The organism is Mycobacterium sp. 852013-50091_SCH5140682 (genome assembly GCF_001665685.1).
Classification (GTDB): Bacteria; Actinomycetota; Actinomycetes; order Mycobacteriales; family Mycobacteriaceae; genus Mycobacterium.
Genome location: NZ_LZTB01000130.1, coordinates 18,525 through 39,126, shown reverse-complemented (window position 1 = coordinate 39,126; position 20,602 = coordinate 18,525). Strand labels below are relative to the sequence as shown.

Genomic DNA, 20,602 nt, shown 5'->3' with positions numbered 1-20,602 from the left:
GTCTCACTTCTTGCATGATGTCGGTGGGCTGGTGGGGTCGTTGCCGGCTTTGCCGTCGACCTCGGCCCGGCGCTTCATCAGGGCATCCTTCTTGGTGGTGTTCTCCTTTTGTTCGTCGGCGGTGAGGCAGTGGAAATAGCCCAGGGCGCCGTCGATCAGATCGCGGCGCGTCGCGTAGCTCATCCGTCCGGTGCCTGATTTCTCGGCCGCCAGGGCCTCGTCGTGAAATGCCAGAAACTCGCGGAGATTCTTGTGCTGCCCGCCGGCGAGTCCGGTGCGGTACTGCTCGATGTGCTGCAATTCATGGCCGACCTGCAGCACCCGCCGGGCGAAGTTGTCGACGCTGTTCAGAAAGGTGTCTCCGACAGAGACTTTGCCCTTAGCATTCGAGCCCGAGCCGACGCTCTCGGTCTGCAGACCGGTTCCGGCGGCTGCGTTGTCATAGACCACGGCGTCCAGCTTGGCCGCATCGCCCGGATAGTAAGCGGTCACAATGTCTTTGATGAGATGCACCGCACGGTCGGCGGCAGGGGTCTTGCTGTCCTTGGCTCGCGCGATGATCGCCTTTGCCGTGTCGTCCTTCGGGTTCTTGTTCTCCTGACGTTGTATCGCTCCTACCGGCGCACGGGTCGACACGCGGGCCGCGCCGTTCGCGTCGATCGTGTCGCTGAGCCGGCGCGCCTCGCGTTCGGCGGTCGCCGGCGATGCCGTGGTGTTGACGTGCCCCCGATCAGACTGTTGGACGACATGAGACAGCTCATGGGCCAGTAACTTTCGCCCATCCGCCGTGTGGGGCTCGTATTCTCCCGCTCCGAACACGATGTCGGTCCCCACGGTGTAGGCGTGCGCGTTGTGTATGAGGGCAGATTGCGATGCGGTTGCGTCGGTGTGGACGCGCACGTGGCTGAAGTCCGACCGAAACGTCGCTTCCATGAGGGCGCGCACAGACGCGTCCAGTGCCTGCCCGGTCGAGTTCAACGCGTCGGTGACCGGTGTACGAAAATGCTCGGTTACCGGCATCGCGACGGCGGGGGCGACCTTCCATCGCCGCGCGGGTGTGTCCCGGGTTCCTTCGCCGGGTGTCATTGCTGCCGTTTGGTGTCGGGCTTGGCGGGCGGGACCGCGGCGGTTTGTCCGCGGGACGTCTGCTCCAGCAATTCCAGCAGTTTGGCGCGCAACCGCCGCTCGGAATCGGTGTCGATCGTGAAGGCGGGCTTCCACTGGCGGATGGCGGTGCTGAGCATCAAACGCGCCCAGCGGAGCTGCTTGTCGTCGGTCGTTCCGCCTTTGGCAGCCGCGGTTGCCTTCTGCCCCAGTTCCGACCCGGCAGCACGAACCGCCTTCTCGGCCGCTGCAGCTGTCGCTGCTCGGGCCAGCGTCTTGCTGAATTTCGCCGCGTCGGCAGTGGTGGATTCGGCAACCACGCCGGCCTTTTGAGCCGCCGGTACCTTCTGCTCCGCGGTGGTCAGCGACGGCACACAGCGGGGAATCTTCGAGACAACGGACGTGCCGCCTTTCACGTCTGCGATCTCGGCATCGAGTTGCGTGTCGTTGACGCCCAGTGCGCTGCGCAGCTCTTTGCGGGTCTCGGCGGTGTGCTTCCGCAGATTCTCGAGCTCGGCCTTCGTGTACAGCTTTGCCCGCTCCCCGTCGGGTGGCTTCGCTCCGGCGTCGCGGAAGTCCTTCTCCCACTCTTTCTGCAGGTTGGCGTGATCGCACCGGGGTTGCGCGGTACCGGTCACCACTACTTTGGTCACCCCTTCGCGGGCGCCGTCGAAGATCGTGTGCGCCGTGTCCTCGTCGAGCCGCACACACCCGTGTGACAGTGGCGTGCCGTCGACCGGCGAGTACTGATGCAGTGCGACGCTCTTCGCATCGTGGAACTGCGTCCACCAGTCCGGGAGCGCTGAGTTGTGGGCGTACTTCTTTGTCACCGTCCAGGATCCGACGGGGGTGCAGTTGTTGCCGACCTCCGCCGAGTTGGCCGGCGAACACGCACCGCCCTCGGCCATGCCACTCGCGGCGTCGAAACAGCAGTGCCCCTTGCCGGTTGAACAGTGGTCGCCGAGCGTCGTCCCGTCGCTGAAGGTCGCTTTGACCCGTTGTGCCTGCTGGTCGACATTCACCTGTGTGATATGGGGCGCGGGTTTGCTCTTGCCGCTGCCCTTGGGTTGACGTTGCAGCGCCGTCGGGGACGACCCGACCGCGGCATGGGCCCCGGGCTGCTGGACGGAGATGTCCCGGGCGGCCAGCTGGGCGTGCGCTTCCAACCCCGGGTCGGGATCTATGGTGGTTCGGCCCGCGTGCGCCGCGACGCCTGATTCCTGCTGCATGACGTGCGTGAGCTCGTGTGCCAGGAGCGCTCGACCCGCCGCATTCTCCGCGTCAAAGCCGTTGGTGCCCACCACGATGTGTCGCGATACGGTATAGGCATCGGCATCGACCGCCCGCGCGGAGGCGGCTGCGGCGGGATCCGTATGGATGCGCACACTGCTGAAGTCGCGCCCGAACCGCCGCTCGAAGAACGACTGCGTCGCTGCGCCCAGCGGCTGCCCCGGCCGGCTGAGCGTCTCCTCGACGATCGGCGGAATCGCGTCAATGTCCCGCTGTGAGGTACAGCTGCGTTGTATCGGGCTGTGTTGCTCACTGCAGGCATCGCATTTGTCCTCCGCGGCCGTGTGGTCGTCGCATTGGCACTTACGCTGCAGCACTCGGGCTTTCATGGTTTCAGGTCAGCTTGAACGTCTTCGGCTGGTTCGCCACGGTGACGTTGGGCGGCTTCAGCGTCCCGAGCAGCGCGTAGTGGTAGTGCACACCGCGCGGCGGCTCGGGCTGCGGACCGTTCGCGCCTTGCGACCACTCGACGTCACCGGTCACCGTGCGGGCCGGGATCGTCCAGTAGTTCCCGCTGCGGTAGGTGCCGGCCGGGCCGTCCTGGTTCGGGCCCGTGAATTGGATTTGAACGCCGTCTTCCAAGGTGATCCATTCGCCCTCGATCACGGGAAGCGCGCCGTCGGATTCCACGGAGCGACGCGTGGAATCGTAGCTGGTGGACGAGGCGTGGTCCCAGAGTCGCAGGATCGGGTGCAGGGCGACTTGCGAGCCGGTGGCATCCGGGACGGCGTCTGACAGCGTCACCGAACGACCCTCATAGTCGATCGAGGCGATCTGGAGCAGCGGGCGGGCCCAGTGTGCCTGGGTCAGTGGGCGGTCGTCGGCGATGCGACTGGCGGCGGCGTCGTCGGAGATTTCGACCCAGTCGCCGACTTCGAGCCCGAGTTTGCCGTCGCGGCCGAGGGAGCCCAGAAAGACCTTGGTGCCCTTGAGGGATTGGATCGGCAGCGCCACCGATCCGTTCTCCCGCGACCATTTGAAGGTGGCTCCGCCGGGGTCGTTGTTCTTGTTCGTCGGCGCATCGGGGTTCCATGCCGGTCCCCCGCTGTGAATTTCGACGCGATAAAGCTGGTTCTCGGGTCCGCGGTACTTGGCCTCCGGCGGGGTGTGGCACGGGTCTTTGTCGAAGTCTTGGGGACGTTTCGCGCGGGCGGCAAGAAGCCCGGGGTTGGCGTTGAATCCCTTGACGGCGTCGGTGAATTCCTTCAATTGCTGGGCCGCGGTCCCCTCGGCGGACAGCGGCAGCAAGGCCACCTGCCAGACGGTCTTGGCGCGTGCAGCTGTGTCGGGCCCCGGGTCACCCAGGGCGATTTCGCGGATCGTCGGGTCCTGCAACGCGGTGATCAACCGTTCCCACACCCGCAGATAGACGGCGAACGGGGTCTTGGCGGGCACCGCGTCGGCCGGGTTGTCCGGATCGAGATAGCCGTCGGGTTGACCGGTGTAGTCGACGTTCGACTCGTTTTCGACCAGGATCCCGTCCACGTACGCGCGACCGGCCGAGATCGTCAGATCGAGCTTGCCGTTGTTGTTGACCGCCGTGATCTGAAATCCGGGGTGCTCTTTGGGTATTGCGGTGGGGCCGACAAGGTCGATCATCATGGTGCGCAACTGATGCAGGAGAATCAGCGCCTGTTCGTTGAGGTCGGCGTCCAGCGGCAGCCGTCCCTGTTGGTGCAGCAGCGCAGCGAAGTGTTTGGTCGCATCGAAGGTGGGTCGTGACGTGTCGAGATACATGAGAGGTCCTCCTAGGTGGCGATCAGGATGGCGGCATCGGTACCCGCCGGGCTGTATTCGTCGAGGCGGGCACGCAGGTTGTCCTCGCGTTGCGGTTGGAACAGGTCGTGGAAGGCGCCCATTTCGGAGCCGTCCTCGGCGCCGCGCCTGATCTCGTCAGGACACCACGGTGCGAGCTGGCCGTACCCGGGCATTCCGTAGCGGGTACTCGTGAATCGAGGGATCACGTGCGCGGGGTCATGGGAATGCGCTGGTTCACAATGGAACTGACCGGGCACGTGCGAGCCGGGAAGCAGCCAGCAGAAGCGGATGCAGCCTTGCTGCCTGCGGGCAACGCAGACCTCCCCCATCACGATGGAGTTCTCGACCAGGTTCACGGCATGGGTTCGTACCGCGCCGAAGACGGTCACCCGCCGGGCGCTGAACACCGCGTGGGCGTGGCGATCGTTGGGCGCGGTGATCGCAGGCAGACACCAGCCTGCCGAGTCGAGAATGCTGTCGGACAGCCACACGTGATTCGGCTCGTTGTGCACTTCGTCGACGTCGACGAGGATGGTACCCAGGATGCTGCGTTCGACCTGTAAACACGCTGGGGTGTCGAATAATTCGACGCTGGCTTCCTCGGAGTGCTCGGGGTTGCAGTCGCAGTCCAGGCTCCAGCCCGGTACCAGAGTCGAGTGCCGGATCACGACGGTGCCGACCCGGCCCTGCACCCGGACGCCGCGGCCGGTGATGAGCAATCCGTCGAGGATCACGGTCGGCAGGTGGTCGTCGCCGTCTTCCGGTCCGGTGATGCGCAACGCGTCGGGCCGATTGCTGTACCAGTCCAGCAGGCGGATCACCGGTCGCTTGTGTTGTCCGGCACGCAGAGTGAGGCGGTCGCCATGGTCAAGTTTGATGTCGATCTGCTCCTGATAGGACCCGCTGTCGGCCAGCTCGATCACCGCCTGATGCGACGCTGCCGGGTTCGTCTGCTTGTCCTCCTGCCACTTGCGCACCGCGGCCATGATCGTGTCGAAGTGACCCGCGCCGACGACATAATCGGCGACCCGGGGCGAGACCGGCCGGGTGTATTCGCCACCGCCGAGATCGTCGGAGAACCCGTAGTGATAGTCCACCCACACCCCACCGTCGGGGGCGTTGCGGCTGGGGAACGCGATCCTGCCCAGCACCGGGTCGATCGCAACCTGGCCGCGCGCGGGCAGATAGCGCCAACCCGAAAGATCCGCGGCGACAATCGCGTTGAGCGGCACCGGCTGATCCGGACCGGTGTAGACACAGAAGCTCTTGCCGGGCCCGTAGTAGCGAGCCGGATGTTCGGCAAAGGCGCGCCGGCGGATGAACGCGGGCACATTGGTCTCGTCGGCGATATGGGTCGGTGACGGCTCGGGCTGGGGTTTGGTGATCAAGGGCGCGTCGTTACCCAGGATGCTGAAGGTGAACTGGGCCCGCGCCCGGTCCTCGCAATAGGCGGGACCATAGGTGACCGAATAGGGCCGCAGTCTCCATACGTAGAGCCCGATTTCGGGGATGTTGAACTTGCCCACACCGCGTGGCGAGGTGATCCGTCGCACGTCCACCAGGTGCGCGAGGTGCTCGAACGGGCCGTCGAGTCGGTCGAGTGCGTCGCCGTCGCGAAGGTCGACGAGATTGCCGCGGTCCAGGCGGCGGGCGTCGGCCCGCGGGTCGTGGCCGTAGAGCCGGATCGCCGGCGTCACGGTGAGCAATCGGCGGAATTCCACTGCCCGCGACGGCCACGAAGCCACGTCGAGTGCGAGCTGTTCGAGCAGCGCCAGGGTGCCTTTACGGCGGCGGTTGGCGACGGTGTGAGCGACGTCGCGCCGAGACGCCACCGCCGCCAGCAATTTACGGGCCTCGGTTGTGTCAGCCGTGAGTGATTCCTGCCCGCCCGGCAGCATGCGGTAGCCGACGAGGTCGCCGAGATAGGGCACGACCCAGTCCTGGCAGGTCTCGATGAACCAGTCCTCGTACAGCGCCCTGATGTCGGCGTCCAGCAGGTCGGCCTGCTCGGTGATCGCGGCCAGCAACGCTTGCAGGGGCCCGCCGAGTTCCTCGTCGCGCCTTTGGTGGACGCGGGGCAGCAGGGAGAACAGCCGATCGGCGTTGTCGGTCATGGGATCCTCCGCAGCATGAGGGCTTCGGGAACGTCGGGGGGCAACACCACGATCTCGGCGGGCCGGATGCCGCGGAACGTCGTCACGTTGGTGTTCGCCGGGACGGTCGCCACAGTGAGAGTGGGATTGAGCTGACACAGCTCCTCGACGGTCAGCCCGGTGCGCACGGCGATCTGGCTGAGTGTCAGATCGTGCTGAGCCGAGAACTGCTCCACTTGGAACTCCGCGTGCCGGGTGTGCACAACGCGATCGGGTCCGAGTTGATCAGCGAGACTGATCAATTCGAGCGGCGTGACCGTCGCGGGTATGCCATGGAAGACGTCGATGTCGACATAGTCGACACCGGGCACCGCCTGGGCTGCGGCGAATGCCTCACTGAGATAGGCGTCCTGGGCCAGGTCGCGACGTGCGAAGGAGAAGGCGTCGAGGAGGGCCGCGCGTACTGCGGGTTCGACCAGGTCCCAGGAGTAGTCGGGTTTGACTTTGACGCCGGCCCGCAGCACCAGCAGCAGCATGGCGCGCACAGCCACCCGCGCGGTCACCCCCGGGTCACCGAATTGCGTCAAAGAGTCCGCGAGAGCGGTCAGCAGACCCGATTCCGGGTCGATTGGAACATCTCCGACACCCGCGACGGTCACGTGCACTACCTCCTGCCGGCCGTCGAACAACCTGCGGGCACTAGCTTTTCCGATACCGGCCCTGGCCCGGGTGTAGTCCTCGTAGTCGCCCACCGACAGCAGCCGGTCCAACGCGAGCATGCGCAGCGGGGTGACCACGCGGGCATCGTCGGGACCGTCACCGTCCGCACCGCCGGTGGCCGGCAACGGATTCGTCACCGCATTGACGCCGAGGGGCCGACCGGACAGTTCTGAGATCTGGCCGGCCACCACGTTGCCTCCGCGCCCGGCGCCTAGCCGCAGTGTCGCAGCGATGTTCTGATTGCCGCTGGGCGGGCGGGCGCCGTGGACCCCGTCCCCGAACTGGACGGCGACGGTCTTGTCGGTGCCGAACGCAGGCCGGTACACATGGTCGGTCGCCGACGCGTCGGCCAGGATCTCGGCGGGCTGCCACCGCACCCCTCCGACCGTGACGCGCAACGCGTCGTCGAACCCGGTGGGGTTGCTCGCGGGCAGCGCGGTCAACGGATTGTCGCCGTTGACCTGGCGAATGGCGAAGGATTGGTTGGCAAGACTCGCATCGGCGCTACCGAGCACCTCGTTGCGCGTCTCGCCCTGGTCGGCCGCCACGACGTTGCCGTACACGGTGACGCTGTCGCGCCGGTAGCGGTAGGACAGTTCACCGGTCAATGTCAGGATCGTCCGAACCGACGCTGCCGGCTGGTCGGGGTCGACATGTTGTCGCACACCGGCGACCATCGTCAGTTCGGCGGCGTGGACGCCGGTGGTGTAGGGCACGTCGGTGCGTTCACCGCTGACGACCAGCCAGCGGCCCGGCGTCAGCCCGTCGTGGACCCGGTCGAGTTCGAGCGTGTCACCGGCGATGTCGTCGGTGATGGGATCACCGACGGGAGTGAGGCTTTCACCCTGCGCATACAGGGCATCGCCCTGCTGCGCAGTGATTTTCATATCCAGCGTCAGAACTGTCGCCGGCACGCTCAGCGCGGGCGCGGCAGCGGCGACGGCGACACTGCGCACCGTCTGCTCTGCCGAGACCACCCGGCACACCTGGTCGGCCCCGAGGATGATCCAACTGCCGACAGCGATGCCGTCGTAGACGGTGTCCAGAACGACGGTGTTGACGTCCGCTCCGGCGGCCAGGGTCGCTTTGATCCGCATCACCTGGACGTTGGACAATGCTGGTGCGGGCGTGAGGTGTTCGTTGCGCCAGGCCAGGTGCAGCGAGGGTGCGATGCGCGGATCGGCGGCGGCCAGCAGCTTGGCGTGGACGTCGGAGTCGGGCCGGAACAGCTCGCGGGTCGCGGTGTCGGCCTCCCGCGCCCTGCGCGGCGGTTGCGAGGGTGGACGCCGCAGCCACGGCAGCATCGGGGTGAGCCCCACCAACGCCGCGCCGTCGTCACAGGACACATCGGCGAATCCCGCGACGAATCCGCCCTTCTCGTCGGGGCAGAGGATGTCGTGTGCGCGCCAGCGGATGGCATCGATCTCTCCGGGCGTGCGCCCGGTGGCGGCCTCGGCGAGGGCAATGACATGTCGCGCGGCGGCGAGCAGCGGCGGGAGGTAGGTGGTGTACCACTGCACCACGGCCGGCGATTCGTGCACCGACGCCAGGGCACTCGTTTCGATGAGGTGGTCGAGCACGTCGGGCAGGGACATCGCCGATTGGTCGTCCAGGACGTTGGAGAAGATCGAGTTCACCGTCGGCGCCGTCTCGGCTTCCAGCGTCTTCGCCAGCTTCTCCAGGTAGTCGCTCGACAGCCGGATGATCGACGCGGCTGCGGGAAGATCGTCGGCCGCACGGATCGCCGCGTTGACCGTGGCGTCCAACGCTGCGAGCGCATCGGCGAACGCGGTTCGTTTCGACACCAGCGAGACTGCGGTCATACCCGACGCGAAGTCCGGCTTGGCAACGTTCACGATCCGCACGGCTGCGCCCGAGCGTGGGCCGGGATTGTCGGCGGCGGGCGTGGGGTCTGGGTCGAACAGGAACAGCAGGCGATCGCCCGCCCTGAGATTCGCGGTGGTGCCTGCAATGTTCAGCGTGGCGAACTCGTTGACGTCGTCGGGTTCACCCGTGTGCCCCTTGGGTGGACCGTAGTATCTGATCGCGGGCGGCCTGCTGACAGCCGGAGTGAGGTTGTTCCATTCCTCGCGAGCCGCGAGATCCTCGGAGGTTTCGAAGGTCTGTGGCAGTTCGTTCTGCCGCGGAACGCTTTTCGCTCCCGAGCCCGCCAGGATGAGGGTCTTGGCGCCGGGGTCGAGGGTATACGCCAGGTAGGTGGTAGCGCCGAGCGCGGGCCTGGCGCGGTAGCCGACGAGTTTGCCGAGTTCGGCCAGCGAGCGCGGCTCCGTCGCTGTTCGCAGGTATCCCTCGTTGGCGATCCGTTCCTGATAGAACGTCAGGATGTCGGCCACGACGGCAAAACAGTCGAGCAGGGCAATGCTCGGGTCGTCGGAATCGCGAGTGGCCAGTGAGCTCAATGCCGGGTACGCGGACAGCCGGGCTTGCATCGATTCGCGGAAAGCGGCGTATGTCCCGATGCGATAGTCGATTGCGTCGCGCTGGGGCGGGTTGTAGGTGTCGGCGGGCGTGATCGCATGTACGCCGTCGCAGCAGCCACAGGTGCAGCAGCTCATCGTCCACCTACCAGTGTGAGATCGAGTCGACCGTTTTCGGGCCGGGTCGGATCGGCGTCAAGTTGCGCGACTTCCAACGGCCTGATCGCCAGTACCCCGGTGTCGAGCGCATCGCCGGGCGGCCCGAAGAGGCGCTCGAGTGCGGTGACGTCCGCGCTGAGCACTCCGGGCACCGACGCGGCGGCCGCCACGATGGAACTGACCCTGATCGGGGTGCCGAAGGTGAGGCGGTCGGGATTGAAGTAGCCGCCGGGACCCGACCCAAAGGTTTTGAGCAGCGCCGCCCGGACGTGGCCGGCCAGGTAGTCGGGTTTGACCTCGATGCACAGGGCCAGCGCAAGCGGCACGAGGACGGCCGCGGACACCGACAGATCGTGACCGATCTTGCGGTAGCGATGCAGTGAGCACCGGACGTCGTCGAGCAGCCGGTCCGGGGCGACGGGCGTGCCGAGCGCGTCGATCGCCACCTCGGCCTCATACCAACTGCCGGTCCACGCGAGTGTCGCCGCGGCCCGCTGCACGCCGGGCAGGCGGGCAGCCAAGTCCACGTAGTCCTGTGCGGTGATCGCCCGTAATTGCCGGAGCCGGGCTTCGTAGGGCGCCCGGATCCGTGCCGCGGCAACGTCTTCGGGATCGGTCCCGCCAGCGGCGGCTATCGGATTACGGACCGAGCTGATCGGGGCTCCGCTGGTATCGGCGATGGTGATCCGGTTGATCGTCTCGGCACCCACGTTGCCTGCGGTCCCGTTGCCGATGCGGTAATGCGCTCGCGCAGTGCGGTCAGCTGCCGGCGAGTCAGGCTCGGGCAGTGGGAAGTCCGCGCCGTTGCTGCCGTCACCGAAGCGCAGGTGCAGCACCCCGTTGTCGTCGGTCTCGCCGACGAAGTGCCGGTCGTCGGGGCCGCTGTCGAGCAGGTCGCGTCGCGGCTGCCAGTCATCGTTCCAGCGGTCGAAGACAGTGATCGCGGGCAGGGCGTCCCGCGGATCGGTCTGGGTGGCCGCGGTGGCGGGCCCGAAAAATCGAGGATCTCCGGGATCGAGATCGCCGGCGTTCACCCCCCAGGTCTGCGCGATCTCCCAGCCTTCACCGTCGGCGCTCAGCAGGCAGCCACCGAGGGCGCGGGTGAGAAGTTCGTCGAGCCGCTCCAGCTTGGTGACCAGCAGTTCGTCGAACCGTACGAGGAGAACGCCGAGTGCGGTGCTCGGGTCCCCCGACAGGTTCACCGCGTCCAGCGTGCGCCGGCCGAACAGCGTTGTGAGGTAGTCGATGTCGTCCTGCGACAGCGGTTGGTCGGCGGTCTTGGCGCGCAGGGCCGTCACGTGCGCCCGCGCGCGGTCGGGTAGCTCGCGCAACCATTGCGCCTGCGTTCGGGCGGCGACGTCCGGCGGCGGGAACGCCGAGGTCTGTGTCACCGGGACCCGGGAAATACTGGGCCGGAATCGTTTCGGGATCGGCGGGTAGTGCACGACGCGTGCCGGGGCCGCTGCGTCCTGGCAGCCGAAGCAGACCGGATCGGGGCAACCCGGGTCGGTCGGGTCCTGAGCGGGGACGGGTAGCCGTTCGTCGGGCGCGCCGCCTCCGTGTTCGACGAGCACCACGTTGCCACTGGCGACACCGACCACCTGGTCGCAGCAGTCGGGACCTCCGCGGGCGTTGACGCACAACGGGAAACGCAACGCGTCGTCGGGCGCCCACGTCACCTCCATGACCGGCTGATCGAACAACGGGTCGAGACCGGGTACGACCGTGGTCAGGCGCACCGCCTGCCGGTGGGTGACGTCACGGTCGGCTGCGGCCCCGGTCTTCGGCCCGATGACCTCTTCGAGGATCAGCACGTCGCCGGGCTTGAGCGCCAGTGTCCGTTGCGTGCCCGGTTCGCCGTCGACGAGAGTGGCCGCGGTAGCTCCGATGGGCAGGCAGCAGTCGTGATCGCCCCAGGTCCAGATGCCGATCCTGTTGTGTGAGGGGTACAGCGACACAGGTTCCTGACGAACGGGTTCGAAGATCTGCTCGCCGCTGCTGAACTGCACGGCGTCGGTGTTGAGGACGAGGTCGCCGTCCACCGCCACGCACACCCAGGCCCTGGCCGCACAACCGTCGTGCAACGGGTAGTCGACCAGCCGGGCGTGCCGGCGCACCGATGTGCGCAGCCGGGCAGTGTCGAGGTAGGCCTCCGTTGCGGCCGCGTCCTGCTGATAGCTGAGCCGGTCGGCCTCGTAGGCGAGCAGTTCGACAAGGGTGATGCCGATGTCGGGGATGTGCCGTTCGGTCCACGCGGGCATGCTGAGGCTCAGCCGTTCCAGCATGAGCTGCCGGAAGCTGGCGTAATCTTTGGCCAGATAGTCGATTTCGACGCCGGAGCTGATCTCGTCCGGGCATTGGCAGAGCGGTGCACAGTCGATGTCGTCGCAGCCGGTGATGAACGCGAAGTCGATGCAGCGATAGCGCGGATCGAAGCCCTCGACATCGACCACGCACAGGCGGTAGGTGGACAGGTCCCCGACCCGATCGACGGTCAACCGCACACCACCCTCGAGCTCGGGATCCTCTGTGGGGCACGGCGTGACCGCGGTAACGGCGATGCCGGTGATCCGGGTGCCGCCCTCGATGCGGAAGTTGGCCGGCTGCAATCCTTCGGGCGCGTCGCCGAAGAACATCACGGTGAGTTCGTGCCGGTCCTCACCGACACTGACGGCATCGATGCCGTTGCGCCCTTTCGCCCGCGCCGTGCCGCGTCGGCGTTCGTCCGCACATGTCATGCCGGGCTCCCGTCGATGGATGTCTGGACCTGTTCACCGGTCGCCGACAGCCTGTATTTCAGGTAGATCCGCAAGGTGGCGTCGTCGGCGCTGATGGTCAGCGAGTCGACGTCGATCAGATCGCCGAGCCAGCGGTTCAATGCACCCTCAGCGGAAACCTGCAGTGCAGCAGCAAGTTCCGGGCAGTTGGGTTCGAAGACCAGGTCCAGCAGCCCGCAGCCGAAATCCGGGCGGTTCACCCGCTCCCCCGGCCGGGTGAACAGCAATTGCTCGATCATGTCCCGGACGTGATCGGGATAGGTGGTGTCGGCGGTGCGCCCGGTGGCGCCGATGTGGTAAGGAAAGTCGATGTTCATGGCGGTCACGTCCCCAGCGCGGCCTGTTGCATCGCCACCAGGACGGGCGGCGCCGGTGTGGGAGCGCACATCCCGTTGCCCGGGCCCGGCGGGATCGACGGGGCCTGCAGCAGCACCGGCGTGCCGTTGATCAGTGCCTGTCCGACGTTGGCCCACTGCACTTTCACACAGGGAGCGGGCTGCGTGCACCCGACGACCGTGATCTGGTCCGCCGCGGTCATGACGGGCTGCCCGTTGACGAATACGGTCGGCGGTCCGACCGGGATGAAGGTGACCTTGCCGCCGTGCGGGCAGGTCATCGTGGTTGCGCTGTCGACGACGAAACCTGGCATGTTCCACCCCTTTTTACTGCGGGATCACGAGGGACTTGTTGTTGATCATCACGGCGGTGCCGGTCAGCCTGATGGAGGCCAGCCCGGGCCCGCAGGACAGTTCGATGGAGGCTTCGGTCATCTTGATCGACGGTCCCGCCGGGCCTCGGATCTGTATCTGGATCCCGCCGACGGGCCCCGGCGCATCGGTGATGAGAAGGTAGTTCTGGCCCGGAGTTCCCATCACGATCTGGGGAACGCCGGGGGGCAACGTCTGCGCGACCGGTGGCGCGTCGACGAGGCCGCCCCGCCAGAAGCCGGTGTAGGTGGCGCGGTCGGGGTCGCCGTCCTGGAACTGCACCCAGACTCCCGAATTCACCATGGGCACAACGTTCATGCCGGGCGTGGCGTAGCCGGGGTCGGCCCAGATGCACGGGTCGTTTCCCAGCACGTCTTCGACGCGCACCATCACCCGGTTGCCGCCGGTGGCGTCGACGTTCGACACCACGACGCCCTTGTAGGCGCCATGGAACTTCTTGGCATCGGTTGTCATGGGAGCACCGCCGGGATCAGTGGGAGGAAGCCGTCGCGCGTGAGCGTGAAGCTCTGCTTGTATTCGCCGCGTTTGATGTCGTGGGTGACACTTTTGACGTAGTAGGTGCCGTCGTAGGTCAGACCGGCGCCACGCACCCCGACGATGCTGCGCGCCTCGAGGACGTGGCCGTAGCGCAGGACGTCGAGCTTGCCCTGCCCGGTGACCGCATCGGCGGCATGCGTGGTCTTGCTCAGCCCGCGCAGCGCGATGTCCAGCGGATCGCGACCCGCCAGATTGGGCAGCGGTTCTTGGCGCAACGCGACGGCCGGGCGCGAGGCCAACGGCGGGCGCAGCAGCGACACGTCGGGAACCGGGATCGGGATGCCGATCTTCGTGTTCGGCTCGGTCAGGGTGATGGTGTATTGGGTGCGCGACAGCCCGTCGAAACTGAACGACAACGACTCCACATTGGTTGCGGCGCCCGAGTTTACGGTGAGTGCGGGCTGCGGCATCCCGGCCCGGGCCTCGGGGCCCCAATAGGCGACGCTGACCCCCGGAGTGGGCCCGGGGATCAGGAAGAACGAGTAGCCCGCCTCCAACGCAAGGGCCTGGATGTAATCCAAATCGGTACTCGATTGCACGGGGATGGTTTTCAACGGGTTGGGCACATTGAAGATGACGGCGGGGACCGCCGCCGGAATGATGCCGTACAGCGCGTATTTGGCGACGATCGCCATCACCCGCAGGTTCAGTGGCATTGCGGGGAAACACATCCGCTCATGGGCCATGTCCATCAGCGCGGTGAGGTCTTCCCCGGTCACGGTCAGCGTCGAACCGCCCGGTGTGTCACTGGGACTAAGTTCGTGCCTGGTGATGACCCCGTCCATCAACACCTTGGGCAGGCCTCCGAGCAGCGCGACGACGATCACCCGCGCGGGCGGGTCGAGCAGTCCGGCGGGGAGCAATGTGGTGGTGATGACGGACTTCTTGCTGATCGCGAACGACAACTGGAACCCGCTGCGCTGGCCCGCGCTCGTGGTGACCTGCACCGACTGCAGCGAGTCGATGAGCGCGGCGGGCGCCGGGACCGCCAGCGCGGACCCGATCATCAACAACAGCTGAAAGCTCTTGGCCATCACGACCGCGCTTTCGCGCGCGCGGTCATGGCGTGACTCCCGCGGCCTGGAGCAGGCCACCCTGGGGAATGCCCGCCAAGGTGATCCGAAGCCGCACACCGACAGCGGTGAGGTCGGTGAGGTCCAGCGTGGGGTTGCCGTCGGCGATCATCCAGAACTGTTCGGGATCCCCGAAGACCGCGAACGCGACAGTGTCGAGACGCTCCCCGACGCGGACCTCGTGTGTGCCGATCTGGGTCAGGTCCGCGGGCCGCGGCAGAAACCGTCGCCGGACGTAGGTCACCTTCCTGCCGTCGGGCAGTTCGTAGACCGAGGTGGGGATCCCTTGGTAGCGGCTGGTGATGGCGAACATCGGCACACGTCCTTAGATGGTGTTCACACCGACGGCGGTGATGGGGTCGTTGACAGTGGCGGCGAACCGTTGCTTCTGGTCCTGGTAGCTCAGGTACAGCAGCCCGCCCTTGTGGCGGAAGCCGAGGTCGTCGACGGTGAGCACGCGTACCCCGATGCTGACTTTCGCGCGGATCGGGTTCAGCGCCTGGTCGAACGCCTCCTCGGCGATGCTGACGTCGGTGAGCCGCACCGGCAGGACCCGTTTGGGGCCCAGCACCAGCACCATCAGGGCGGACTCCGCCGGGGCGATCTCGAGCTGTCCCCCGGATACGAGCTGATCTTCCGCGCGCAGTTGCGCTGTCGTCGGGTAGATCGACAGCTCCAGCGCCGAGAGCACCGGGTAGAGACCGTCCGGGTACTTCTCGGGAGCGTCCGTCGCATCGAATTCGGCGTCGAACTTGAGCGACTCGTGCGGAGGCCCCTTGAGCCGTAACGCTTCGAGTCGGTCGCCGGGCTCACCACCGATACCCTGCGGCTGCAGGGTCCTGGTCAGCGTGTCGGGGTTGTATTGGAACGCTATCGTTTTGACCGGACGGCCGGTGTCGGGATCGACCAGCACGAAGCCACCCCGAACGGGGTTGGCGGACTGCGGGAAGGTGCTCATGGCTGCCGCACCTCGTGCGTCACTGCGCGGTGCAAGGCCACGGCGGCCACCCGGCCGATCTGGTTCGGTGTGGTCACCGGCAGCGACCGGCCGCGGACCCGGGCAACTGTGCGCGAGTGCCGCCATGCCGAACGTGGCGTGGCGGCAATCTGTTTGGCGAGCTCCGCCTGGATGGCGCGACCGATCTCGTCGGCGCTCGGCGCGTCGGCGCCCAGGCAGTCGAGCACGATGCGGTCGATGTGGATCTCGATTCTCATCGCGCACCTACCGGACTCAAGGTGAACTCACGTTCGCGGATCGGCAGCTCGAGCTTCTCGAATTCCATGCGTGCAGAACTCAATACGGTCTCCATGGAAATCTTCGTGCCGGCGGCTGCCGCCAGGAATGCCGCGTTGAGAGCGATGTTGCGGATCACCCCGCCGCTCGCCGGCAGTTGGGCCAGGCGGTCGAAGTCCAGCGTCGCCGCGGGCGAGTTCGCGGGAAACGACTTCTGCCAGATCAACCGGCGTTCGGCGACATCGGGGAAGGTGAACTCGATGACGAACCGCAGCCGCCGCAGGAACGCGGGGTCGAGCGCGGCGCGCATGTTGGTGGCCAGGATCGCCAGGCCGTGGTACTGCTCCATCCGCTGCAGCAGGTAATTGATCTCGATGTTGGCGTAGCGATCATGAGCGTCCTTGACCTGGCTACGTTTGCCGAATATCGAGTCGGCTTCGTCGAAAAGCAGGATCGCGCCGCCGCTTTCCCCGGCGTCGAACAGCTTGCGCAGGTTCTTCTCCGTCTCACCGATGTACTTGCTGACGACCGCGGAGAGGTCGATGCGGTACAGATCCAGGTGCAGGCGGGCCGCCAGCACCTCCGCGGCCATCGTCTTGCCGGTACCGCTCGGGCCTGCGAATAGCACGCTGACCCCCAGGCCGCGGTTGATGCGCTCGCCGAATCCCCAGTCGTCATAGACAACGTTGCGGTACGAGACCTGGTCGGCCACCCGCTCGAGCAGGGTGCGCGCGGCGTCGGGCAGCACGATGTCGTCCCAGTCGACGCGTGGCTCCAGGCGCTGGGCCAGGGCGTCCAGTCGGGGCCGGGTACGCGCGCGGCACTCACGCCACGCGTCGGCGGAATCGGTTGCCATCGCGGCGATCTCGCTGATGTCACAGATCTCCAACGCGAACTGCGCCGACAGCGCGTCGCCGGCGGCTCGGTCGGTGTCGCCGGGCAGGCAGGCGCGCCACGCGTCGGCACGCTCGGCCGGCGTCGGCGCCTCGACATCGACGACGACGGATTGACGACCGACATCGGACCAGCTCTCCCGCACCGCCAGCGCGCTCGCTCCGCCGATCCGGGCCAGCAGCCGCCCGATGGCAAGGCGGGTGAGGTTGTGTTCGTCGTCGACTTCTTCGGCGTCGATGTACAACGCAAGTGGCAGCAGTGCGCTTTCGCGCTGCCACAGTCTCGCCAGGTTGTCCAGGTCGGTCGGCTGCGACGGAATGAGATCGGCCGGCAGACGGTAGGCCAGCAGGCCGCACTGCCGGGCCGCAGCGGTGGCGATCAGTCGCTTGCCCGCCTGGTCGACACCGGCCAGCTGCACGGTCGGCGTGCCGGTCGCCGCGAGCAACCATTCCCGTCCGATCCTTTCGGCCACCAGCCGCTGCGACGGCGGAAGATCCTGCGCACCAGGCGACTCGAGGCATGTCATCAACGGGGCGAGCCGGTCGTCGAGACAGTTGAGGCCCTTGATGTAGTTGACGATGCGCTCGTCGGCGCGCAGTGCCGCGGAGATCAGCCCTTCACCGGAACGCGGCGTGACCTCGACCAGCTTCCAGAACCGCAGACCACCCTGTGGCGAGACGGCATCCCAGGCCGGATCCGCGAAGATCTCCAGTGCGAGGCCGAAGGTCGGGTAGCGCATCTGGCTGTTGCCGTGCGCCCGTGCACACAGATAGGCCACCGATGGAGCCAGTTCCAGGGCGGCACACAACAGCAGCATGTCCCGTTCGAAGCGCGAGAGTCCCAGGCGCACAGCCAACTCCACCAACGCCGGCCGCGGGGCCAGCTGCTCGGTGTCGGCCACCCGCGCGGCGGCGTTCGCGATGGCCTCGTCGGACACGGACTGGCGAGCCGGCGCTCCGGCCGATTCGTGCGCCGCGTGGTCCCGGCCGAGGAAGCGGGACAGGCCGCCGTTGCGCTGGGGCGTGGCCGTCGCGGTCGGCACATCATCGGACAGCCCGTCGTGCCGTTGCAGGACCAGCCGCAGCCATGCCAGCGACGCGGCAAGGAATTCGCCGTTGCCGGTCTCCCATCGAGCGCGGTCGTCTGCGGGGTGTGTCATGGGGTCACCGTCACGGCCTGCGAGTCGTCGAACCGCGGCTTGGCGCCCGACCGGTCGACCAGCCGGCTGTCGACGCCGGCGACACGTAGTCGCATGATGTGTCGGCCGGCAACCGCGTGGTCGACGGTGAACGACAGGTTCTCGCCGACGACAGCAGTGCCGATCCGTGCTCGGTCCTCGGGGACGGCCCGGTCACCGACGAGGAGGAATACCGGCTGCCCGTCGACCACGGGTGGTGCGCAGCTCAGGGCGATCTGCACCGAGCCTTGCGCATCGGGATGGACGGTCATCGGCACGGCGCTCGTGATACGCGGGGCCACCGCGAGCGGAACGGCGTTGGTGATGGTCGTGACCTGTTCTGCGGCAACGGTGTCCGTCAGGCTCACGCTGGCCGAGGACACACCGGCCGGCACACCCGATGCGGCGGCCAGGTCGACGGTCACGGCAGTGGCGGTGACCGCGGTGGGCGCCAGGAGTATCGGGGCGGGCAGCAGCGGGTGGCCGACGCTGACGCTGACGGTGGCCGCGGACAGGTTGATGCCCTGCAGTTCCACGGATTCGCCGATCTGAGCCGCGGTCTGTCCGTTCGCGGCCACCGCGGCGTCGAGTTCGGGGAACGGCGATGCGGTGTCGGCGAGCGCGGTCGGTCCCTGGTCGTCCTGGCCGCGGCGGATCACCGGAACCGGTGTCCGCGGGGGCCGGCGGTTGTCGATGAAGACGACGCGCACTTCGAAGGCGGCCGACAGCCGGTAGGGCGTCTGGAAGGCCGACCACAGCGAGTAGATGTCGTTCTCGGCCAGCGCCTGCCAGGTGATGCGGATCCGGTCGAGCTGGGTGGACACGTTGCTGAACGCGGCCGAGTCGTGCAGCTGGGTTTGGCTCAGTTGGCTCTGTTCCTGCACCGCCCGGGACGCCAGACCGAGCAGCCGGTGCGCGTCGAGATCCTTGCCGCCCTGGACATATGGGGTGATGAGATAGTGCAGGGCGAGCGGGAGCGGTGGTTGCCCGGTCTCGCCGGGGGTGATGTCGAGGGGATCCTCGTTGCGAAGCCCCGGGGCGATTTCGGTGCGGTAGAGAAAGAGATTGACCTGCAGTGGTTCGATGTCGGTCTGCACCTCGTGCGGCGGCTGTGCGATCACTTTGACCCCACCCCCGTAGGACTGCGGCCCTTTGTTCACGGCGTCGTCGATCACCTGCAGCAGCGTCTGGGTCACCCCTTCAATGGCACGCGCGTCGCTCATCGCCGATCAACTCCCCCGGCTCTTGAGGTAGTCGTCCAGAGTCAGCTGCGGTCGCCGGCCCGGCTCGACGCGGCGTTGGGGCTGCGCGGCGGGCATGGCGGCCTTGATCTCCACGCGCCCGATGCTGATGTGCACATCGGGCTCACGGACGCGGTCACGTTCGTGCACGAAGGTCTGCTGAAACGCGTTGGGACGCTCGCGGAAACGGCCTTCGGGAGCCGCTGGGACCGCCGGTCTCGCCGGCTGGGCCGGCTGCACGGACGACGACTCCGCGACCGCTGATGGCCCGGGTACCGGACCCGCGGCGCGGGAATCCTCATGGGGAGCCCGGCGGTCGACCGGAACCGCCGACCTGCGCAGGTGCGGTGACGCCGGTGAGACCGACACCACCGAGGTGCTCTGGTGCGGCGCGGCGGTCGGCAGCGGTTCGGCCTGGCCTGGTGGCGTCAGTGGGATGGCCACGGCGGGCTGCGGCGGCGCCGCATGGGGTGCTGCGGGCACCGTCACCGGAGGCGCAATCTCCGGGAGTCCTTGCACTACAGATGATTCGGTGTCAGTCCGATGATCGACGGCGTCGGTGAAGGTTCCCATCGGCAGTGGTTCCTCAACGCGGCTACGGATCATCGGTTCGTAGAGCGTCGGCAACAACGGCCGGATCACCGCACCTGCGGATCGGCCGAGCACCCTGTCCACGAAATCGGTCATGACGTGGCCATTTCCAGGTAGCGGCGACGCCGGGCCGGACTGACGGCCAACACCTCGGCCTCCGACCAGCCGTACAGCGACGCCAGTTCGTGGACCTCTCGGAGAATCCGCAGGGCGTGAGTGTTGAGCTCCGCCCACAGGTAGCCGGCGATGTCGAACGGTGCCGCCCAGCGGTGTTCGCAAACCGCACAGTCGATCTCGACGCTCACATCGGCCTGCGGATCCAGTGCCGCCATGGCAGCCGAGAGCTGGTCGAGCGTCGAATCAGGCAACGGGCCCGCACCACCGGCGGTGATACAGCGGTGGATGAGGTCGCGGCGCGCGGCGGGCCGGCCAGCCACCGCGAGCAGATCGCGAGAAGTGATCGCGCGGAATTCGATCACCGCGCCATCGACGGTCAATGTCGCGCGGTCACGATCGCCACCCCGCACGGCGAGGTCGGCGGCAGTCAACTCCAGTTCCAGCTCTGCACCACACTCGGGACAGTTCACGATGCAGGCGAACGTCGACCCGAAACACTCCTGCCGCATCGCCAACAGATATCCGTCACGTTGTCCGATGCTCAGATCGGCGCCGCCGCCGGAGGGTGCGCCGCCCGCGGCGGCGAGGGTCAGCGTGCGAAGCAACGGCGAGGTGTCGGCTGCCGCTTCCCACAGGGCGAGTACCCGGGCTTCGGGTGGGCCTTGCATGGC

Annotated in this window: 17 protein-coding genes; all 17 read right to left on the bottom strand. The window is 67.2% G+C overall.

Features of this window, described 5'->3' with window-relative positions:
- Nucleotides 1-3: 3 nt before the first annotated feature.
- Complete coding sequence (locus tag A5784_RS34765; RefSeq protein ID WP_197514980.1) at nt 4-1,020, bottom strand: eCIS core domain-containing protein; 1,017 nt, start codon at nt 1,018-1,020, stop codon at nt 4-6.
- 62 nt (nt 1,021-1,082) lie between these two features.
- On the bottom strand, nt 1,083-2,723 hold the full coding sequence (locus A5784_RS34760; RefSeq protein WP_082945265.1) for an eCIS core domain-containing protein: 1,641 nt from the start codon (nt 2,721-2,723) through the stop codon (nt 1,083-1,085).
- A gap of 4 nt (nt 2,724-2,727) precedes the next feature.
- Nucleotides 2,728-4,131: a DUF6519 domain-containing protein gene (locus A5784_RS34755; RefSeq protein ID WP_064949410.1), complete on the bottom strand. Its 1,404-nt coding sequence runs from the start codon at nt 4,129-4,131 to the stop codon at nt 2,728-2,730.
- 11 nt (nt 4,132-4,142) lie between these two features.
- Nucleotides 4,143-6,266, bottom strand: a complete 2,124-nt coding sequence (locus A5784_RS34750) for a hypothetical protein (RefSeq protein ID WP_064949409.1) — start codon at nt 6,264-6,266, stop codon at nt 4,143-4,145.
- Nucleotides 6,263-9,541, bottom strand: a complete 3,279-nt coding sequence (locus tag A5784_RS34745) for a putative baseplate assembly protein (protein ID WP_064949408.1) — start codon at nt 9,539-9,541, stop codon at nt 6,263-6,265. The genes A5784_RS34750 and A5784_RS34745 overlap by 4 nt, the downstream gene beginning before the upstream one ends.
- Complete coding sequence (locus tag A5784_RS34740; protein WP_064949407.1) at nt 9,538-12,300, bottom strand: putative baseplate assembly protein; 2,763 nt, start codon at nt 12,298-12,300, stop codon at nt 9,538-9,540. Before A5784_RS34740 ends, A5784_RS34745 begins: the two co-directional genes overlap by 4 nt.
- Nucleotides 12,297-12,656: a GPW/gp25 family protein gene (locus tag A5784_RS34735; RefSeq protein ID WP_064949549.1), complete on the bottom strand. Its 360-nt coding sequence runs from the start codon at nt 12,654-12,656 to the stop codon at nt 12,297-12,299. The genes A5784_RS34740 and A5784_RS34735 overlap by 4 nt, the downstream gene beginning before the upstream one ends.
- Before the next feature lie 5 nt (nt 12,657-12,661).
- Nucleotides 12,662-12,988, bottom strand: coding sequence for a hypothetical protein (locus tag A5784_RS34730; protein ID WP_064949406.1), 327 nt, complete (start codon nt 12,986-12,988; stop codon nt 12,662-12,664).
- A gap of 13 nt (nt 12,989-13,001) precedes the next feature.
- Nucleotides 13,002-13,520 carry a phage baseplate assembly protein V gene (locus A5784_RS34725; protein ID WP_064949405.1) on the bottom strand — a complete coding sequence of 173 codons (519 nt, stop codon included), beginning with the start codon at nt 13,518-13,520 and terminating at the stop codon, nt 13,002-13,004.
- A complete protein-coding gene (locus A5784_RS34720; protein ID WP_064949404.1) occupies nt 13,517-14,638 on the bottom strand; it encodes a hypothetical protein in 1,122 nt (373 codons plus the stop codon). Before A5784_RS34720 ends, A5784_RS34725 begins: the two co-directional genes overlap by 4 nt.
- A gap of 25 nt (nt 14,639-14,663) precedes the next feature.
- Entirely contained in the window at nt 14,664-14,990 is a 327-nt protein-coding gene (locus A5784_RS34715) for a hypothetical protein (RefSeq protein WP_064949403.1), read from the bottom strand.
- Nucleotides 14,991-15,002: 12 nt separating this feature from the next.
- Nucleotides 15,003-15,635 carry a hypothetical protein gene (locus tag A5784_RS34710; protein WP_064949402.1) on the bottom strand — a complete coding sequence of 211 codons (633 nt, stop codon included), beginning with the start codon at nt 15,633-15,635 and terminating at the stop codon, nt 15,003-15,005.
- On the bottom strand, nt 15,632-15,892 hold the full coding sequence (locus A5784_RS34705) for a hypothetical protein (RefSeq protein WP_064949401.1): 261 nt from the start codon (nt 15,890-15,892) through the stop codon (nt 15,632-15,634). The genes A5784_RS34710 and A5784_RS34705 overlap by 4 nt, the downstream gene beginning before the upstream one ends.
- Nucleotides 15,889-17,964, bottom strand: a complete 2,076-nt coding sequence (locus A5784_RS34700; RefSeq protein WP_064949400.1) for an ATP-binding protein — start codon at nt 17,962-17,964, stop codon at nt 15,889-15,891. The genes A5784_RS34705 and A5784_RS34700 overlap by 4 nt, the downstream gene beginning before the upstream one ends.
- Nucleotides 17,961-19,205 carry a Pvc16 family protein gene (locus A5784_RS34695; protein ID WP_064949399.1) on the bottom strand — a complete coding sequence of 415 codons (1,245 nt, stop codon included), beginning with the start codon at nt 19,203-19,205 and terminating at the stop codon, nt 17,961-17,963. Before A5784_RS34695 ends, A5784_RS34700 begins: the two co-directional genes overlap by 4 nt.
- 6 nt (nt 19,206-19,211) lie before the next feature.
- Nucleotides 19,212-19,910 (bottom strand): hypothetical protein, encoded by a 699-nt coding sequence (locus A5784_RS34690; RefSeq protein WP_064949398.1) that lies wholly within the window; start codon nt 19,908-19,910, stop codon nt 19,212-19,214.
- Nucleotides 19,907-20,599, bottom strand: coding sequence for a hypothetical protein (locus A5784_RS34685; RefSeq protein ID WP_064949397.1), 693 nt, complete (start codon nt 20,597-20,599; stop codon nt 19,907-19,909). The genes A5784_RS34690 and A5784_RS34685 overlap by 4 nt, the downstream gene beginning before the upstream one ends.
- Nucleotides 20,600-20,602: the final 3 nt, after the last annotated feature.

Excerpts from the sequence above, each read along its gene's own strand:
- A5784_RS34765 (WP_197514980.1), bottom strand. The coding sequence starts at position 1,020 with ATGCCGGTAACCGAGCATTTTCGTACACCGGTCACCGACGCGTTGAAC.
- A5784_RS34760 (WP_082945265.1), bottom strand. The coding sequence starts at position 2,723 with ATGAAAGCCCGAGTGCTGCAGCGTAAGTGCCAATGCGACGACCACACG.
- A5784_RS34755 (WP_064949410.1), bottom strand. The coding sequence starts at position 4,131 with ATGTATCTCGACACGTCACGACCCACCTTCGATGCGACCAAACACTTC.
- A5784_RS34750 (WP_064949409.1), bottom strand. The coding sequence starts at position 6,266 with ATGACCGACAACGCCGATCGGCTGTTCTCCCTGCTGCCCCGCGTCCAC.
- A5784_RS34745 (WP_064949408.1), bottom strand. The coding sequence starts at position 9,541 with ATGAGCTGCTGCACCTGTGGCTGCTGCGACGGCGTACATGCGATCACG.
- A5784_RS34740 (WP_064949407.1), bottom strand. The coding sequence starts at position 12,300 with ATGACATGTGCGGACGAACGCCGACGCGGCACGGCGCGGGCGAAAGGG.
- A5784_RS34735 (WP_064949549.1), bottom strand. The coding sequence starts at position 12,656 with ATGAACATCGACTTTCCTTACCACATCGGCGCCACCGGGCGCACCGCC.
- A5784_RS34730 (WP_064949406.1), bottom strand. The coding sequence starts at position 12,988 with ATGCCAGGTTTCGTCGTCGACAGCGCAACCACGATGACCTGCCCGCAC.
- A5784_RS34725 (WP_064949405.1), bottom strand. The coding sequence starts at position 13,520 with ATGACAACCGATGCCAAGAAGTTCCATGGCGCCTACAAGGGCGTCGTG.
- A5784_RS34720 (WP_064949404.1), bottom strand. The coding sequence starts at position 14,638 with ATGGCCAAGAGCTTTCAGCTGTTGTTGATGATCGGGTCCGCGCTGGCG.
- A5784_RS34715 (WP_064949403.1), bottom strand. The coding sequence starts at position 14,990 with ATGTTCGCCATCACCAGCCGCTACCAAGGGATCCCCACCTCGGTCTAC.
- A5784_RS34710 (WP_064949402.1), bottom strand. The coding sequence starts at position 15,635 with ATGAGCACCTTCCCGCAGTCCGCCAACCCCGTTCGGGGTGGCTTCGTG.
- A5784_RS34705 (WP_064949401.1), bottom strand. The coding sequence starts at position 15,892 with ATGAGAATCGAGATCCACATCGACCGCATCGTGCTCGACTGCCTGGGC.
- A5784_RS34700 (WP_064949400.1), bottom strand. The coding sequence starts at position 17,964 with ATGACACACCCCGCAGACGACCGCGCTCGATGGGAGACCGGCAACGGC.
- A5784_RS34695 (WP_064949399.1), bottom strand. The coding sequence starts at position 19,205 with ATGAGCGACGCGCGTGCCATTGAAGGGGTGACCCAGACGCTGCTGCAG.
- A5784_RS34690 (WP_064949398.1), bottom strand. The coding sequence starts at position 19,910 with ATGACCGATTTCGTGGACAGGGTGCTCGGCCGATCCGCAGGTGCGGTG.
- A5784_RS34685 (WP_064949397.1), bottom strand. The coding sequence starts at position 20,599 with ATGCAAGGCCCACCCGAAGCCCGGGTACTCGCCCTGTGGGAAGCGGCA.